This is a genomic window from Veillonella parvula (assembly GCF_032550495.1).
Taxonomy (GTDB): Bacteria; Bacillota; Negativicutes; order Veillonellales; family Veillonellaceae; genus Veillonella; species Veillonella parvula_G.
In genome coordinates this window covers 52685-68489 of the sequence record NZ_JAWFZJ010000004.1, presented here as the reverse complement: position 1 = coordinate 68489, position 15805 = coordinate 52685, and the positions used below count along the sequence as shown (strand labels likewise).

General features: G+C 39.6%; 16 protein-coding genes. All 16 read left to right on the top strand.

Annotation, left to right across the window (positions count from 1 at the left end; translation table 11 throughout):
- Positions 1–12 precede the first annotated feature (12 nt).
- The 16 genes from lpxA to E6X37_RS08610 all read left to right on the top strand — a co-directional run bounded on the left by lpxA (position 13) and on the right by E6X37_RS08610 (position 15702).
- Positions 13–825, top strand: coding sequence for an acyl-ACP--UDP-N-acetylglucosamine O-acyltransferase (gene lpxA, locus E6X37_RS08685; RefSeq protein WP_004698481.1), 813 nt, complete (start codon positions 13–15; stop codon positions 823–825).
- 329 nt (positions 826–1154) lie between these two features.
- Positions 1155–1991, top strand: a complete 837-nt coding sequence (locus E6X37_RS08680) for an LpxI family protein (RefSeq protein ID WP_287507761.1) — start codon at positions 1155–1157, stop codon at positions 1989–1991.
- Positions 1991–3133, top strand: a complete 1143-nt coding sequence (lpxB, locus tag E6X37_RS08675; RefSeq protein ID WP_008715788.1) for a lipid-A-disaccharide synthase — start codon at positions 1991–1993, stop codon at positions 3131–3133. The genes E6X37_RS08680 and lpxB overlap by 1 nt, the downstream gene beginning before the upstream one ends.
- A complete protein-coding gene (locus tag E6X37_RS08670; RefSeq protein ID WP_012864071.1) occupies positions 3126–4856 on the top strand; it encodes an ABC transporter ATP-binding protein in 1731 nt (576 codons plus the stop codon). Before lpxB ends, E6X37_RS08670 begins: the two co-directional genes overlap by 8 nt.
- Before the next feature lie 2 nt (positions 4857–4858).
- The gene (locus E6X37_RS08665; RefSeq protein ID WP_012864072.1) at positions 4859–6163 is read left to right on the top strand and encodes a 3-deoxy-D-manno-octulosonic acid transferase; all 1305 of its coding nucleotides are present in this window, start codon (positions 4859–4861) and stop codon (positions 6161–6163) included.
- 54 nt (positions 6164–6217) lie between these two features.
- The gene (gene lpxK / locus E6X37_RS08660) at positions 6218–7330 is read left to right on the top strand and encodes a tetraacyldisaccharide 4'-kinase (protein ID WP_004695492.1); all 1113 of its coding nucleotides are present in this window, start codon (positions 6218–6220) and stop codon (positions 7328–7330) included.
- Positions 7331–7374: 44 nt separating this feature from the next.
- Positions 7375–8106, top strand: a complete 732-nt coding sequence (kdsB, locus tag E6X37_RS08655) for a 3-deoxy-manno-octulosonate cytidylyltransferase (protein WP_004698512.1) — start codon at positions 7375–7377, stop codon at positions 8104–8106.
- On the top strand, positions 8107–8925 hold the full coding sequence (kdsA, locus tag E6X37_RS08650; RefSeq protein ID WP_004698452.1) for a 3-deoxy-8-phosphooctulonate synthase: 819 nt from the start codon (positions 8107–8109) through the stop codon (positions 8923–8925). It begins immediately after the preceding gene.
- Positions 8926–8936: 11 nt separating this feature from the next.
- Positions 8937–9908 (top strand): KpsF/GutQ family sugar-phosphate isomerase, encoded by a 972-nt coding sequence (locus E6X37_RS08645; RefSeq protein WP_058948513.1) that lies wholly within the window; start codon positions 8937–8939, stop codon positions 9906–9908.
- The gene (locus tag E6X37_RS08640) at positions 9908–10429 is read left to right on the top strand and encodes a KdsC family phosphatase (RefSeq protein ID WP_004698460.1); all 522 of its coding nucleotides are present in this window, start codon (positions 9908–9910) and stop codon (positions 10427–10429) included. The genes E6X37_RS08645 and E6X37_RS08640 overlap by 1 nt, the downstream gene beginning before the upstream one ends.
- A gap of 14 nt (positions 10430–10443) precedes the next feature.
- Complete coding sequence (locus tag E6X37_RS08635; protein ID WP_004698446.1) at positions 10444–11376, top strand: lysophospholipid acyltransferase family protein; 933 nt, start codon at positions 10444–10446, stop codon at positions 11374–11376.
- Positions 11363–11899: an LPS export ABC transporter periplasmic protein LptC gene (gene lptC, locus E6X37_RS08630; RefSeq protein ID WP_004698432.1), complete on the top strand. Its 537-nt coding sequence runs from the start codon at positions 11363–11365 to the stop codon at positions 11897–11899. The genes E6X37_RS08635 and lptC overlap by 14 nt, the downstream gene beginning before the upstream one ends.
- A 12-nt stretch (positions 11900–11911) precedes the next feature.
- Entirely contained in the window at positions 11912–12634 is a 723-nt protein-coding gene (locus E6X37_RS08625) for an LptA/OstA family protein (RefSeq protein WP_004698437.1), read from the top strand.
- 9 nt (positions 12635–12643) lie between these two features.
- Positions 12644–13363, top strand: a complete 720-nt coding sequence (lptB, locus tag E6X37_RS08620; protein ID WP_012864076.1) for an LPS export ABC transporter ATP-binding protein — start codon at positions 12644–12646, stop codon at positions 13361–13363.
- 8 nt (positions 13364–13371) lie between these two features.
- Complete coding sequence (locus tag E6X37_RS08615) at positions 13372–14463, top strand: LptF/LptG family permease (protein WP_012864077.1); 1092 nt, start codon at positions 13372–13374, stop codon at positions 14461–14463.
- A gap of 33 nt (positions 14464–14496) precedes the next feature.
- Positions 14497–15702 carry a DUF3084 domain-containing protein gene (locus tag E6X37_RS08610; protein WP_012864078.1) on the top strand — a complete coding sequence of 402 codons (1206 nt, stop codon included), beginning with the start codon at positions 14497–14499 and terminating at the stop codon, positions 15700–15702.
- Positions 15703–15805: the final 103 nt, after the last annotated feature.

Below are 15805 nucleotides of genomic sequence, written 5' to 3'. Positions count from 1 at the left end.
GGAGTGATTGTAGTGATAGTTGTAGGCATGGAAAATGCGAAATCCAACATCCATAGTACAGCCATAGTCCATCCAAATGCTAAATTGGGCAAAGATGTAATCGTAGGTCCTGGCGCTGTTATCGGCGAACATGTCGAGATTGGCGATGGCACACAAATCGGTGCACATGTTGTAATTGGTGGTTGGACAACCATTGGTAAGCGTTGTGAAATTTATCCTAACGCATCTATTGGGTTGGAACCGCAAGATTTAAAATTTAAAGGCGAAAAAAGCTATTGTAATATTGGCGATGAAACGGTTATTCGTGAATTCGTAACTATTAGCCGCGCTACTGGTGAAGGTGAAGAAACACGTGTAGGCAATAATTGTTTACTTCAAGCCTGTACACATGTGGCTCATAACTGTATCGTTGGTAATAATGTAATAATGAGTAATTGTGCTGGTCTTGCAGGGCACGCTATCGTTGAAGATCGCGTTGTTATTGGTGGCCTTGCAGGTATTCATCAATTTGTTAAAATCGGTCGTAATGCAATGGTTGGCGGGATGGCTAAGGTGGTACAAGATATCCCACCTTACGTAATTGCTGATGGTCAACCGGCACGTGTTATCGGTCTAAACTCTGTAGGCCTATCTCGTGCAGGGATTTCCGAAGATGTACGACGTGATTTGAAACAGGCATTCCGTATTATTTATCGTTCTGGATTCAGCTTATCTAAGGCGATTGAAGAAATGGAATTACAATTGGATTCTTCCGTAGAAATTGAAAATTTATTACGCTTCCTACGCAATGCGGATAGGGGAATTATGCGTACTCGTCGCGACTAATTATGAGGACCTCGTACAATGTACGAGGTCTTTTTGTGTGCATTATTACTAGTTGAGTTTTATATCAATGATAATTTACATTATATTTTTATATTTATAGAAAAGTTTTGATAGATATAATCGTAGATTTTTTAGTGCTTAAAAGGAATAAGGGAATTATAATAAAATGATGAAGAAAAGGGCATAAACCATGGCTTTTTAATGGTAAAAAGTAGCTATTTATAGTACAATATATTGTATATGATTATGTCTATTTTTAGGCCTTTTCATAGGGAACTTGAAATTACTAATTGATATATAGGCCGTGAGGCCATCTAGGAGGTATAGTCTTGGCAAAGGTAGGATTAATTGCGGGCATAGGTGTTTTGCCTGTAGAATTCATGCGTGCCGCTCATGTATTGGGCCACGAGGTGGTTGTTATCGGTGTGGTACCTGATATAGACCCGGCTCTAAAGGCTGAGGCTGATGCTTTCTACGATATTGGTGTTGCTAAACTAGGTAAAATCTTCAAAACCTTGAAAAAAGAAGAGGTTGAAGAGTTAACCATGCTTGGGAAAGTTACTAAAGAGATTCTTTTTAAAGGTCTTACGTTTCCTGATTTAAAAACATTAGGTGTTTTAAAGCGTCTTAAAAATCGTAAAGATGATACGATTATGCTTGCCATCGTTGATGAAATCGAACGAGAAGGCTTTAAAGTATTAGATCAAACAGCATACTTGAAACCATTTATGCCAAAGGTAGGAGTGCTTTCAAAAGCACAACCTACAGATGAGCAATGGGCTGACATTTGTTTTGGTTTTGAACTAGCTAAACAAATGGGGGCCCTTGATATTGGTCAAACCGTTGTTGTTAAACATAAGGCGGTCATGGCAATTGAAGCCATTGAAGGGACTGACAAGTGTATCTTGAGAGGTGGAGAACTGGGGCGCGGAGATGCGATTGTTGTTAAAACAGAAAAACCAAATCAAGATGTACGCTTTGATGTGCCGGCAGTAGGTATAAAAACGCTCATGTCTATGATTGATAGTGGTTGTAAGGTACTAGCTGTAGAAGCGGAAAAGACTATTTTCGTACAACAACAAGATGTGCTTGATATGGCAGATCGTCATGGTATTGTTATCTGTGCTGTTGACCAAGAATTTGTAAATTCCAGAAAGGATGCATAATGAAAGTCATGTTTTCCGCCGGTGAAGCTTCCGGCGATACTCATGCGGCAAGTGTAGCCAATGCATTGAGAGAAATAGATCCTTCTGTAGAAATGTTTGGTATGGGTGGCACCTTGATGGAGCGTGCTGGTGTTCGTATCGTGTATGATATTAAGAATCTTGGTGTCATTGGTATTGTAGAGATTGTGAAATCATTGCCAAAATTCTTTAAGTTGCGCACGTATTTGAAACGCGTCATGATGAAGGAGAAACCAGATATTCTCGTTTGTGTAGATTACCCAGGTTTTAATATGAAATTAGCTGCGGTGGCTCATGAACTGGGGATTCCTGTTTTGTATTATATTGCTCCAACGATTTGGGCATGGCATAGTAGTCGAGGTAATACAATCCGTAAGTATGTAACTAAGGTAGCATCTATCTTTCCATTTGAAGCTGAAGCATATCGCAAGTATAAATGTAATGTAGATTTTGTAGGGCATCCTTTACTCGACATCGTACATCCTACGATGACTAAGGATGTGGCCGAAGCATACTTTGGGGCTCGCAAAGAGGCTAAAAAGATATTGCTCATGCCTGGCAGTCGTAAACAAGAGGTTTTATCCTTACTTGATACGATGTTAAAAAGTGGTGAGCAATTGATGGCGAAGCATGAAGATATTCAATTCTTCTTGCCTCGAGCACATACAATTGATCGAAGTGAGCTAGAAGAGTTTATCGATGTTCATAAGGTGCCTGTTACGATTACGGAAGACCATACATATGACTTGATGCAGATTTGTGATGTGTGCCTTGCTGCATCAGGAACGGCTACATTAGAAACGGCGATGATGGAATTGCCAACGGTATTATTGTATCGTGTATCTCCAATTACGTATGGTATTGGTAAGATGGTTGTGAATGTAACACATGTGGGCTTGCCTAATATTGTAGCGGGTAAAGAAGTCATTCCCGAATTATTACAAGATGCTGTCACTCCAGACGCAATTGTGTCTTTGGTAGAACCATTGCTCAGCGATGTAGACAAAAATGAAGCTATGCGCAGTGAATTGCGCGAAGTACGTCATAAATTAGGTGAGCCGGGTGCAGTAAAACGGGTAGCACATCTTGTATATAATCTCGGTAAGGAGAAATGTAATGAATAGTTATTCTAGGCTCTTATACTTTGTAAAGCCTTATTATAAGCGAATGCTTTTTGCAGTATTCTGCATGATTGTCGCTGCTGCTGCCTATTTGGTAGTACCTTGGCTAATTAAGAATGTAGTAGACCAAGTATTAGATGAAAAGAATATGTTTATGTTGAACCTTATTGTAGGTGCTATTATACTCATTTTCCTAATTCGTGGCTTTGCTACCTATGGTCAAACTTATAACATGTCCTACATCGGACAGCGCGTGATTATCGATGTACGTGAGGCTATTTTTAATCATCTACAAAAATTAAGCTTATCCTATTTCGATCGTCGTAAGACGGGCGTTATCATGAGTAATCTTACAAATGACGTAGCTGCATTGCAAACGGCCGTGGTAGATAATTTGATTTCTTTTATCACTGAATCTGTAACACTTATCGGTTCCTTGGTGTCCATGCTTCTCATTGACTGGAAATTGACGTTAGTTACTTTTATTACGGTTCCCGTAGTTTTAGTGATTATCAATGTTTTTGGTAAGAAGCTTCGCGTGGCAGGGCATGATGTCCAAGGGCGTGTAGCTGATATTACGGCACTTTTACAAGAGGTAATTAGTGCAGTTCGCGTTGTAAAATCCTTTGCTCGTGAAGATTTTGAGCGTAAGCGCTTTGAAGATGAAAATGATCGCAATTTTAAAGCAGTTATCAAAGCTACTAAATTGACTAGCTTGTTAAGCCCAATGGTTGAGTTTTCTGCGGCAATCGCTGTAGCGGTCATCCTTTGGTACGGCGGTTACTCCGTAGTAACAGGTGCTATTACTGCAGGTTCTTTGATTGCTTTCTTGATTTATGCTATTAACTTGTCAAATCCCGTAAAACGTTTGAGTCAAGTATATGGTAATATTCAAAAGGCGTTGGCTGCTGCTGATCGTGTATTTGAAATTTTAGATACTAAAACAGATGTTGTGGAGAAACCTGATGCTATTACATTGCCTGCTATTACCGGCAATGTGGAGTTTAATGATGTTTCTTTCTCCTATGATGGAGAAAAGGCTGCCTTAGAAAATTTTACCTTGTCAGTTAAGGCTGGCGAAAGTGTAGCCCTTGTTGGTCCATCTGGTGCAGGTAAGACAACTCTCGCTAACCTACTACCTCGTTTCTATGATGTAACAGGTGGCTCTATTACAATAGATGGTTATAACGTGAAAGATGTTACTTTTAAATCTTTGCGTGAACAAATTGGTCTTGTACCACAGGAAACCGTATTGTTCAATGCTACAATTAAAGAGAATATCTTGTATGGTCGTTTAGATGCTACTGATGAAGACGTGTATGAAGCGGCTAAAGCGGCTAATGTACTTGAGTTCGTTGAGAAAATGCCTGATGGTCTCGATACGATTGTAGGTGAACGAGGCAGTTCGCTATCTGGTGGACAACGTCAACGCGTTGCTATCGCACGTGCTATTTTAAAAGATCCTCGAATTCTAATTTTAGATGAAGCCACATCTGCTTTAGATACTGAGAGCGAAAAGCTTGTACAAGAGGCGTTAGATCGTCTCATGAAAGGGCGTACGGCATTTGTCATTGCCCATCGATTGAGCACCGTTCAAAATGCTCATCAAATTGTTGTACTTAATCAAGGTCGCTTGGTAGAGCAGGGGACTCACCAAGAGCTATTAGCTGTTGACGGCGGATTGTACAATCATCTTTATTCCGTTCAATTCTCCAATAAAGGATAACCATGTACTGGATATATAACGTATTGCTCATATTTTATTGGATAGGCTTGATTCCGGTTATTTTATACCGACTTGCCTTTGAAGATGGCTTTTATGAGCGTATCAAACAAAGTGCAGGCTATATGCCCGCTTCGCTATTAAAGAAAATTGAAGGGCGTCGTGCTATTTGGATTCACGCCGCTTCCGTAGGGGAAATTGTGGCTACCAGTCCATTGGTAAAAGAGGTTAAAAAGGAATTTCCTGAAGCTGTTGTGGTTGTGTCAGTAGTTACTGCTACTGGTCATGCTATGGCTCATCGTATCATTCCTGAAGCAGAAGGAATTATATTCTTTCCCCTTGATTTGCCGTATTTAACTCGTAAAATTTTACATATTATTAAGCCGATTACTATTTTACTCGTAGAAACTGAAATTTGGCCAAACTTCTTGCGTATCGCCGAATCGGAAAACATTCCAGTTATGATGGTTAATGGACGCATTTCAGATCGCAGTATGAAACGTTATAAGTATATCAGTGCTTTTACGCGTGAAATGTTACGCTCTATTGAGCGTTTCTGCATGCAGTCCAAATTTGATGCGGCGTATATTGAAAGTTTAGGTGCTCATACACCTGATATTACCGTAACAGGTAATATGAAATACGATCAAACATATGCCACCGTATCATATGAAGAAAAACAAGCTCTTCTCGATGAATTTGGCTTTGGAAATAATCATCCTATCATTATTGCAGGTAGTACTCACAAAGGTGAAGAAGAGGCTATTTTTGAAACCTTCAAGCAAGTATTGAAAGAGTATCCACAAGCTCGTTTATTGATTGCGCCTCGTGAAATTTATCGCGGTCATGATGTGCAAAATATTGCAAAGCGTTATGAATTGAGTGCTATTTGTCGTAGCGATATGAAGGAGCCTGTTCATGAAGGTATTCCCGTTGTCGTTTTAGATACCATTGGTGAACTTGGCCGACTGTATAGCTTAGGCGATATTATCTTTGTTGGTGGTTCCCTTGTTAAAACTGGAGGCCATAATATTTTGGAACCAGCTGCACATGGTAAGCCAATTTTGGTTGGGCCTCATATGTTTAACTTTAAAGAAATTTTCGCCTTATTAAACTCTCGAAATGCTTGTGAGCAAGTGAAGAATGGAAAAGAGTTAACCGCTATGGTCTTGCGTTTATGTAAGGATAGAGACTTGGCTAAAAAGATGGGGCAAAACTGCCTGGATATCATTAAAGAAAATCGTGGTGCTACGCGGCGTAATACACAAGAGTTACGTTTGCTATTTGAGAAACATCAAATTATTCCGTAGTAAGACTAAATTTGTAGATTAGTTTACTGTATTACATAATAGGAGGCGTCACCTATGAGTGGGGAAGCATTATTCAAATCCATCGTTAGTGGTGAAGATCAATCCGTATTAGGTGATATAGCTCGCTCCAGTTTAGGCCTTTTGAGTAAAGGTTATGAGAAAGCTGTATCAATACGCAATGCTCGATTTGATGAGGGTAAAGGCGTTACGAAAGTTACAGTGCCTGTAATCAGCGTTGGCAACATTACGGCTGGTGGTACTGGAAAAACACCGATGGTGCGATTTATTTGTGATGTGCTTACTCAGAAGGGCCTTCATCCTACTGTTCTTAGTCGTGGATACCGTGCAGAAGATAATAACAAAAATATTATTATTTCTAAAGATGGAACAATGCTTGTAGAGCCATCTATCAGTGGTGATGAGGCTTGGTTACTGGCTAAGGTTTTACAAAAATCTAATGTAATCATTGGACGTGAACGTTCCAAATCTGCAGAAATCGCTATTAATGAGCTAGGTGCCGATTGTCTTATTATGGATGATGGCTTTCAACATCGTGCACTAGCAAGAGATATTGATATTGTACTAATCGATGCATCCAATCCGTTTGGCTATGAACATGTATTGCCACGGGGACTATTACGTGAACCCCTTAGTGGTTTACAGCGTGCGGATATTATCGTTCTTACTAAGGTTGATCAAGTAGCACCAGGTATTGTATCCGGCATTCGAAAGCGATTAACTCAGATGATTCCCAATATACCTGTCTATGAAACAACACATAAGCCGCAATTTATGTACACCTTAGATGAGTGGGCTAATGGTTCTGTTGGGGCTTCTGTAGATGCTTACAAGGAACAACGCATTATGGCTGTGAGTGGAATTGGAAACCCTCAATCCTTTACACAAACGTTAACTGATGTAGGGTATAACGTTGTTCATACCTTGCCATTTGGAGATCATCATGACTTTTCAAATGATGATGTAGTTGAGATTTGGAAACAAGCATTTGCTCATCAAGCTGATGCTATTTGCATTACAGAAAAGGATGCAGTTAAGTTAAGTCAGTTGCATGCAATTGAAGACTTGAAAATACCGATTCTGGTGCTATCTATAGGGATTGAATTTGTTTCTGGAAAACAAGAATTCATAGAAAATTTAGAGATTTAGTGTATAATAATAAGATACACGAATAACAGAAATGGGGTTTTATCGTGAAGTTTGGATGTGTTATTCCTGCGCGTTATGGTTCTACAAGATTACCGGGCAAACCATTAGCTGATATTGCAGGTAAACCTATGATTGAACGGGTTTATGCAAGGGTATCACAAGCTACAAAGACAGTATGTACAATTGTAGCCACTGATGATAACCGCGTATATTCTGCAGTACAACAGTTTGGGGGAACTGTTATGATGACAGATCCTAATCACCCTACAGGGACGGATCGATTAGCAGAGGTTGCGAGTCATTATACAGACTTGGATGTTGTTATCAATGTCCAAGGTGATGAACCGATGATTGATCCAAATCTTATTGATGACTTGGCACGTCTATTTGAGGAAGATCCAAACTTGCAGATGGCCACAGTAGCTACTCCTTTATTAGAGGAAGAGTACGAGGAGCCATCAGCGGTAAAGGTCATTTTAAATAATCGTAATGATGCGATGTATTTTTCTAGATCTTTAATCCCATATCCTCGCCATGATTTTGTGCGTCCGCCACTAAAACATATTGGCATCTATGCATATCGTAGAGAGTTTTTATTAAACTACGCTAAGATGGAGCCAACTCCGGCGGAGCGAACAGAATCTCTAGAACAATTACGTGCTCTAGAGAACGGTTATACAATTCGTGTTATTTTGACAAATAAACGATTTATCGGTGTTGATACACCTGAAGACTTAGCTCGTGTTAATGCAATTTACGAGCAAGAGGAGAAATAAATGAAAACAGTTCAAATTAAAGATATTACTGTGGGTGGCGGCAAGGGTTTATTTGTCCTTGCAGGTCCATGTGTTATTGAGGACTATGACCGCACATTAGCTATCGGTAAACGAGCAAAAGAGATATGCGAACGTTTAGGTGTTCCCTATATCTTTAAAGCTTCCTTTGATAAAGCTAATCGCTCTAGCTTTAGTTCCTTCCGTGGACCAGGTCTTGAGGAAGGGTTAAAAATGCTTGCTTCTATTAAGAAGGAACTCAATGTGCCCGTTGTCAGTGACATTCACTCTATCGAGCAAATTGAACCTGCAGCTGAAGTATTAGATATTCTACAAATTCCAGCTTTTTTATGCCGTCAAACTGATCTTGTTTACGGCGCTGCTAAAACTGGTAAATGCGTAAATGTTAAAAAAGGTCAATTCATGGCTCCTAAGGACATGGAAAATGTTCTTAATAAAATGAAAGAAACAGGTAATGAAAATCTTATGCTTACCGAACGTGGTTTTAGCTTTGGTTATAATAATCTCGTAGTTGACATGAGATCCTTCCCAATTATGCGTTCTTTCGACTATCCAGTAATCTTTGATGCTACTCATAGCGTTCAATTACCAGGTGGTGCAGGGACTAAATCTAGTGGTAACCGTGAATTTGTACCAAATTTGGCACGTGCGGCTGTGGCTAGTGGCGTAGATGGGTTATTCTTTGAAGTACACGATAATCCTGAGGAAGCATTGTCTGATGGTCCTAATATGTTGTATTTAGATCAATTTGAAGCTGTGCTTCGTGATTTAGTAGCTATTGATAAAATCGTAAAAGGTTAGGGGCGGTATTTGTGACTATTTTAGAACAAGCGGCACAGGTGCTTCATGAGGAAGCTCGTGCTATTGAAGAATTAAGTTCTCGTTTGGATCACAATTTTGTAAATGCTGTAAATATGATTTTGGCTTGTAAGGGCCGTGTAGTATGTACAGGAATGGGGAAATCTGGTCATATTGGTCGTAAAATTGCGGCTACCTTGGCTAGTACAGGGACACCGGCACTTTTTATGCATCCTGGTGAAGGCGTGCATGGTGATCTTGGTATGATTACTGAAGATGATGTAGTGTTAGCATTTTCTAATAGTGGTGAAACAGGAGAAATCATTAGTATTTTGCCGTCTCTGCGCCGCATAGGAGCTAAATTAATCTGTGTTGTAGGGAAACCAGAGTCTACATTAGCAAAAAATTCTGATATTGTATTGTTGGCAGAGGTAGAACGAGAAGCTTGTCCATTGGGTTTAGCACCTACTACAAGTACTACTGTTGCTCTAGCACTAGGTGATGCATTAGCAGTATGTTTATTGGAACGCCATCATTTTACTCCAGAAAACTTTGCTGTATTCCATCCAGGTGGTTCCTTAGGTCGCAAATTATTGTTGACTGTAGAAAATATCATGCATGGTGGCGATGATAATCCAACAGTATTTAGAGGGGCTACCGTTCGTGATGCACTCTTTGTAATGACAGAAAAAGGGTTAGGTGCTACAAATGTTATTGATGAAGAAGGACATTTGTTAGGTCTAGTGACTGATGGTGATGTTCGACGTGGACTTGATTCTGGCAGCAATTTTTTAGAATGGCCCGTAGAGGATATGATGACGTCTATGCCGCGTACGATTACAAAGGATAAATTGGCCGCAGAAGCGCTTCATTTGATGGAGAAAAATCAACCTCGCCCTATCACCGTATTACCTGTGGTTGATACTAATAATGTATGTCTTGGCATTGTTCACATTACGGATTTATTGCGTAGAGGCATTGTATAATGAATATTCAATGGATTGTTCTCGATGTTGATGGAGTTTTATCAGATGGCACTCTAATTTATACATCGACTGGAGAAGAGCTCAAAGCCTTTTCTGTAAAAGATGGTTTAGGCTTGACTGCGGCTCGTAAATCAGGGATAAAGTTAGCAATTATTACGGCTCGTGTATCTCCTATGGTAGAGCGCCGTGCAAAGGAATTGCATTTTGATGAACTTCTTATGGGGCATGCTAATAAAACTGAAGTATTAAGAGCTCTTTGTAAAAAACATCAAATCGACTTAGCTTCGGTTGCTTACATGGGTGATGATCTTAATGATTTAGGAGCTCTTCAACTCGTAGGTTTGCCGATGGCACCAAATAATGCGGTATTAGAGGTTAAATCAATAGCTAAATTTATTTCTACCGTCAATGGTGGACATGGTGCTGTTAGAGAGGCTGTAGAATATATCCTGAAGAATCAAGGTTTATGGGATTCTGTTGTTGCAGATTATGCGCGAGAGGCCCATGCTCATGGACAATAAAGGAGGTGGGCAGAATGAATAACGAATGGCAATACCATTTAGTTAAAGGCATTAGTTGGCTTGTTTGTCGACTACCATACAAGCTCATTTTGCTCATAGGCGCTTGTTTAGGTCCTGTATATGGGCTAATAGCGAAGAAGCAAAAGCTTAGAGGCATAAATAATATTAAAATTGGCATGAATATGAACGATCAAGAGGCGGAACAATTAATTAATAAGTTGTTCAAAAATCTTGGTCGCAGTGTTATGGAAGTATTATACATGCCAAACCTGACGAAATCCTTTATCAATAAACACATAGAGATGCGTGGTGTTGAACATTTAGAAAAGGCCATTGCTGAAGATAAGGGAGTTATCGTTCTTACCGGCCATGTAGGCAACTGGGAATGGATGGGGGCTGCTATGGCGGCTCATGGATATCCTTCCACTACAATTGTTAAGAAACAACCTAATGCTCAATTCACACGCCTTATGAATGAATATCGTGAGATGGTGGGGCTTGACGTATTTGCTAGTGGTGGCAACGAAATCGTTTCTGCTGCTAAGGCTTTAAAAAAGAAAAAACTTCTTGGATTCTTAGCTGACCAAGATGGATATATAAATGGTTTACCAGTTCCGTTTTTGGGACAAGATTCATCAGCTGTTATGGGACCAGCAACATTTGCAAAGAAATTCGGCTCTCCTGTAGTACCTATTTTTGCATCTCGTAAGCCTGAAGGAGGACATATCGTTCATATCTTGCCGGCATTACATTATGAGGAAACTGGCGATGAAGATGTTGATATGTATCGTCTAACTGAAGCCTGTGTACGTGTTACGGAAGAATTTATTCGTGAACATCCAGATGAGTGGCTTTGGTTCCAACATCGTTGGATGACTAAGATGGATCAAATTATTGATTACGATAAGAAGATAGCTATACGGGAGAGAGCGCATGAAAAACAATAAAAAGTTAATTGCCATTGTGGTCGCTATAGTATTAGCTCTAATCGGTCTTATTGTATTTATTATGAAAGACTCTAATGAGGCTAATTCCACTCAAAATCAAAGTGGACAACTCGTTAATTTCCAAGGTGCGGACTTGCAAGAGGAAAAGGATGGCAAGTTAGTATGGGCATTATCGGCTGAGAAGATTGAATATGACCCGCGTACAAAAGCTATCGTTCTGACCAATTTGAAAGGTCTGTTCTATCAAGATGATGTGACTACTACGATTACAGCTCCTCATGCTGTACTGACGGGTGATCGAAACTCTCTTGATATTGATCAAGGCGTTACTGCTACCAATACGGAAGGTGCAGAATTTAAAACTGAGGCCCTTCATTTTGATAACAAAACGAAAACATTGACATCTAAAACGGCTTTCACTTATAACAGTAAGGATGTAACCCTCACAGGTGACAAGCTTGAGGGCAATATGTCCTTAAAAATTATTAAAGCCATTGGACATGCGAAATTAACAAAGAAGTAATTGAGAGGAAATATGATGAATAAGAAAAAACAGATTGGTATGGCTATATTAGCTGTACTCATGACCGCATCTGTTACAGTTTGGGCTGCAAATGATCCGTTGACTATCAGCGCTGATACATTGTCTTATGATGGCAATTCAGGTCGTGCAGATGCAACAGGTAATGTTGTTATTACCCAAGCGGATAAAACTATGACTGGTGCCAAGGGTTGGTACAATACAAAAACTCAAGAAGCAAATCTTGATGGTGGTGTATCTATGATTGGTTCTGATATGGCCATGTCTGCTCAAGCGGTTCACAGTTACAATAATAATAAATTCACTGCTAATGGTAGCGTTCATTTACAACGTGCTGATCGCCAAATCTTTGGCGACAGTGTTGAGTATAGTACTGACTCTGAATACGGTCTTGTTACAGGCAATGCCCGTTTGATTGCTGAAGGGACAACCTTAACCGGTGATAAGGTAGAAGGATGGATGAAGGAAGTTCGTGCTGTAGCGCAAGGTAATGTTACCTTCTCTAATCCTGAACGAAACGTGTCTGGTTCTGCTGACCGAGCTACATATACACAAACGCCAAACCAAAATGATGGAGTGGTACTCTTATCGGGTTCTGCGCATGCCGTTCAAAATGGTAATGTACTGAATGCACCGGAACTGAAAATTCGTTTAGCTGATGATTCTGCTGAAACATTAGGTGGACGTAGTACACTCGTCATTGTTCCGAATAAATAAGGATAATATATGTATATAGAAACCAAAAACTTAGTTAAAACCTTTAGCGGACGCAATGTGGTAGATGGTGTAAGTCTACGCGTTGATAAAGGCCAAGTTGTAGGTCTATTAGGGCCTAATGGGGCCGGTAAAACTACGTCATTTTATATGATTGTAGGCATTGAAAGACCAAGTTCTGGTATCATTACCGTTGATGGCAAGGATATAACAAATATTCCTATGTATAAGCGGGCGGCTGAAGGGATTGGATACTTACCGCAAGAGGCATCAATCTTTCGTTCCATGTCTGTAGAGGACAATATTCGTGCCATGCTACAGATTACGGCAAAAAAATCTGATGAGATTGAAGCTATCGTGGAATCATTGATTGAAGAATTTCATATTGGACATGTCCGTGACCGTATGGGGATGCAATTATCTGGTGGTGAACGACGCCGTGTAGAAATTGCGCGTTGCCTCGCCTTAGAACCTAATTTCATCCTTCTTGATGAACCTTTTGCAGGTGTCGATCCAATTGCGGTTGCTGATATTCAGCAAATTATCTTACACGTTAAGAACCGAGGTATTGGTATCTTGATTACAGACCATAATGTTCGCGAAACATTGGGGATTGTAGATAAGGCTTATATTTTGAGTAATGGTAAAATCCTCCTAGAGGGTACCCCTGATGAAATTGCGAATGATCCAATCGCTCGTGAACATTATTTAGGGGATAACTTTAAATTATAGGAGGGGCTATGCGATTATTAGATAAATATATTTTAAAAGCTTTTGTAGGCCCATTCCTATTTGGGGTTTTTGCTTTTACTAGTATTTTTATTGGTACAGGCACATTGTTTAGGATTGCTCAATATATTACTGAATATGGAGCACCATTGTTGCTTGTTATGCAAGCATTTGTCTTGGCTTTACCAAGTATTGTTATTTTAACATTCCCAATGTCAGTACTATTGGCTTCTCTTATGACTTTTAGTCGTTTGAGTAGCACTAGTGAAATCGTTGTTATGCGTGCTGGAGGTCTAAGCTTTTTACGCTTGGCCATGCCTGTATATATTATTGCCCTCATCATTTCCATTGGGGCAGTAGCATTTAATGAATTTGTTGTACCTCGTACAAATCATATGTATCAAACGATTGTGCGCGAACAAATTATGAAAAATGCATCACCTCAAACACAAAATCATATTGTGTTAAAAACGATGAATGGTGATGAGCTAGGCACATTGATGTATGCTAAGAGCTATGATGCTGAAACCAAACAGTTGTCCATGATTACGGTTCAACAATTTGGGGAGGGCGGCAAGTTACAACAAGTTGAAAATGCTGATACAGCTATCTGGAATGGTCAATATTGGGTGATGCAGAATGGTATCATCTATGATTTATCAGCTGGTAATGGTGTTGAACGTACCATGAAATTTAAGGAGCAATCATTGCCGATTAAGTCTGCCCCAAAAGATATTCAACAAGATCAACGTAAGCCTGAGGAATTGACGATTAAGGAGTTACGTCACCAAATCAGAGCTTATAAGGCTGCTTATACTAATGCTAATAAACTTGAAATGGAAATGTACCAACGCTTTACAATTCCGTTGGCAAGTTTTGTATTTGCTCTCGTAGGTGCACCTTTAGGCCTTCAAAAGCAACGCTCTAGCTCATCTATCGGCTTTGGTATTAGTATTCTCATCATCTTTATTTATTATGGGGTGATGACCTTTGCTGGTGCTTTAGGGAAAGGTGGAGCATTGCCAACCTTATTGGCTGCATTAATACCGGATACATTAGGTATTATTGCAGGGTTGTATTTGAATTGGCGTGTATCGAAATAACAGATTGTATTCTTAGGAGAAAGGAGGGACATGATGTTAGTAGGTGTTAAAATCTTAATAATTATCGCTCTTATGGGTGGTCTCATTGCTTACATGGGGGATAAGCTAGGCACTAAAATTGGTAAACGTCGTATGTCCCTCTTTGGATTACGACCTAAGCACACATCTATTATAGTTACTATTGTGACAGGCCTTTTAGTTGCAGCAGCTACGGTTGGGGTATTAACTTTTACGTCTCAAAGTGTACGAACCGCATTGTTCGGTATGGATCAGTTGAGAGCTGATATGAAGCAGTTGAATAATGAGGTTGCTGCAAAGACGCAAGAACTGATTCGTGGACAGGCTTTGTTAGAACAAAATAAACAAGAGCTTGAAGAGCGGATGGCTGAGATCGAACAAATTCGCCGTGAAGTAGAGGCTACAAAAGCTGAATTGGCGAGTGCACAAGCTGCTAAAGATGCAACAGAAGCCGAACTAGCATCTTTACAAGCCTCTTATGCAGAGGTATCTCAAAAGGTAGCTGAGCTTGAAGCAACACGTGCTAAGATGGAAGCGCATATTAAGAATCTACAAAATACACAAGAACAATTGCAGAATGGCATCATTCATTTACGGGAAGGAACCATTCTCTTCCAAGTAGATCAGTTATTAGCACAAGCTGTTGTACGACCTGGTTTAAGTGAAGAAGATAGTAATAATGCTATTAAACATATTATCGATGATACAAATAAACTTGTTTTACGTCGCTTAGGTATAGAAGATAATGGTCAATCCGTTGTGTATGTAGATCGACAAAATGTTGAGGTAGCTACTCAAAAGCTAATCAATTCCAAGACTCCTATGGTGGTTCAAGTTGTGGCAGCCGGAAATATTATTTCAGGTGAACCTGCAGTTGCAGTTATTCAAGTATATCCACAACAATTTATCTATAAAAATGGAGAGGTAATTCACTCTACAGTAATTGATGGGGGTACTAATGCTCAATCGTCTATGCTTCAATTCTTGAAACAAGTAAATGAACGTGCTAAGGCAAAGGGGATTATTCCTGATTCCTTATCAGGTGATATTGGAACGATACCTGGTGATGATTTGTTTACAGCCATTAAAAGAATAAGTACTATGCGTGGCAAGGTTCATGTGGAAGCTTATACTGATGGCGACACATATTCATCTGGTCCTGTTCACCTCAAGTTGCGTATTACTCAAATGCCAGATTTCAATGATAAGGCAAAAATGTAAACTAATTAATATGATGAAGGTATGCTGTTTTCATACATTATAAAAGAAGGTCTTATGTAATTTTCAACATAAGACCTTCTTTTTATGTTAAAATATAACTACT

What these genes read in the sequence shown, in the direction of transcription:
- lpxB (WP_008715788.1), top strand. Translation starts at nt 1,991, where the DNA reads ATGAAAGTCATGTTTTCCGCCGGTGAAGCTTCCGGCGATACTCATGCG.
- E6X37_RS08670 (WP_012864071.1), top strand. Translation starts at nt 3,126, where the DNA reads ATGAATAGTTATTCTAGGCTCTTATACTTTGTAAAGCCTTATTATAAG.
- E6X37_RS08665 (WP_012864072.1), top strand. Translation starts at nt 4,859, where the DNA reads ATGTACTGGATATATAACGTATTGCTCATATTTTATTGGATAGGCTTG.
- lpxK (WP_004695492.1), top strand. Translation starts at nt 6,218, where the DNA reads ATGAGTGGGGAAGCATTATTCAAATCCATCGTTAGTGGTGAAGATCAA.
- kdsA (WP_004698452.1), top strand. Translation starts at nt 8,107, where the DNA reads ATGAAAACAGTTCAAATTAAAGATATTACTGTGGGTGGCGGCAAGGGT.
- E6X37_RS08640 (WP_004698460.1), top strand. Translation starts at nt 9,908, where the DNA reads ATGAATATTCAATGGATTGTTCTCGATGTTGATGGAGTTTTATCAGAT.
- E6X37_RS08635 (WP_004698446.1), top strand. Translation starts at nt 10,444, where the DNA reads ATGAATAACGAATGGCAATACCATTTAGTTAAAGGCATTAGTTGGCTT.
- lptC (WP_004698432.1), top strand. Translation starts at nt 11,363, where the DNA reads ATGAAAAACAATAAAAAGTTAATTGCCATTGTGGTCGCTATAGTATTA.
- E6X37_RS08625 (WP_004698437.1), top strand. Translation starts at nt 11,912, where the DNA reads ATGATGAATAAGAAAAAACAGATTGGTATGGCTATATTAGCTGTACTC.
- lptB (WP_012864076.1), top strand. Translation starts at nt 12,644, where the DNA reads ATGTATATAGAAACCAAAAACTTAGTTAAAACCTTTAGCGGACGCAAT.
- E6X37_RS08615 (WP_012864077.1), top strand. Translation starts at nt 13,372, where the DNA reads ATGCGATTATTAGATAAATATATTTTAAAAGCTTTTGTAGGCCCATTC.
- E6X37_RS08610 (WP_012864078.1), top strand. Translation starts at nt 14,497, where the DNA reads ATGTTAGTAGGTGTTAAAATCTTAATAATTATCGCTCTTATGGGTGGT.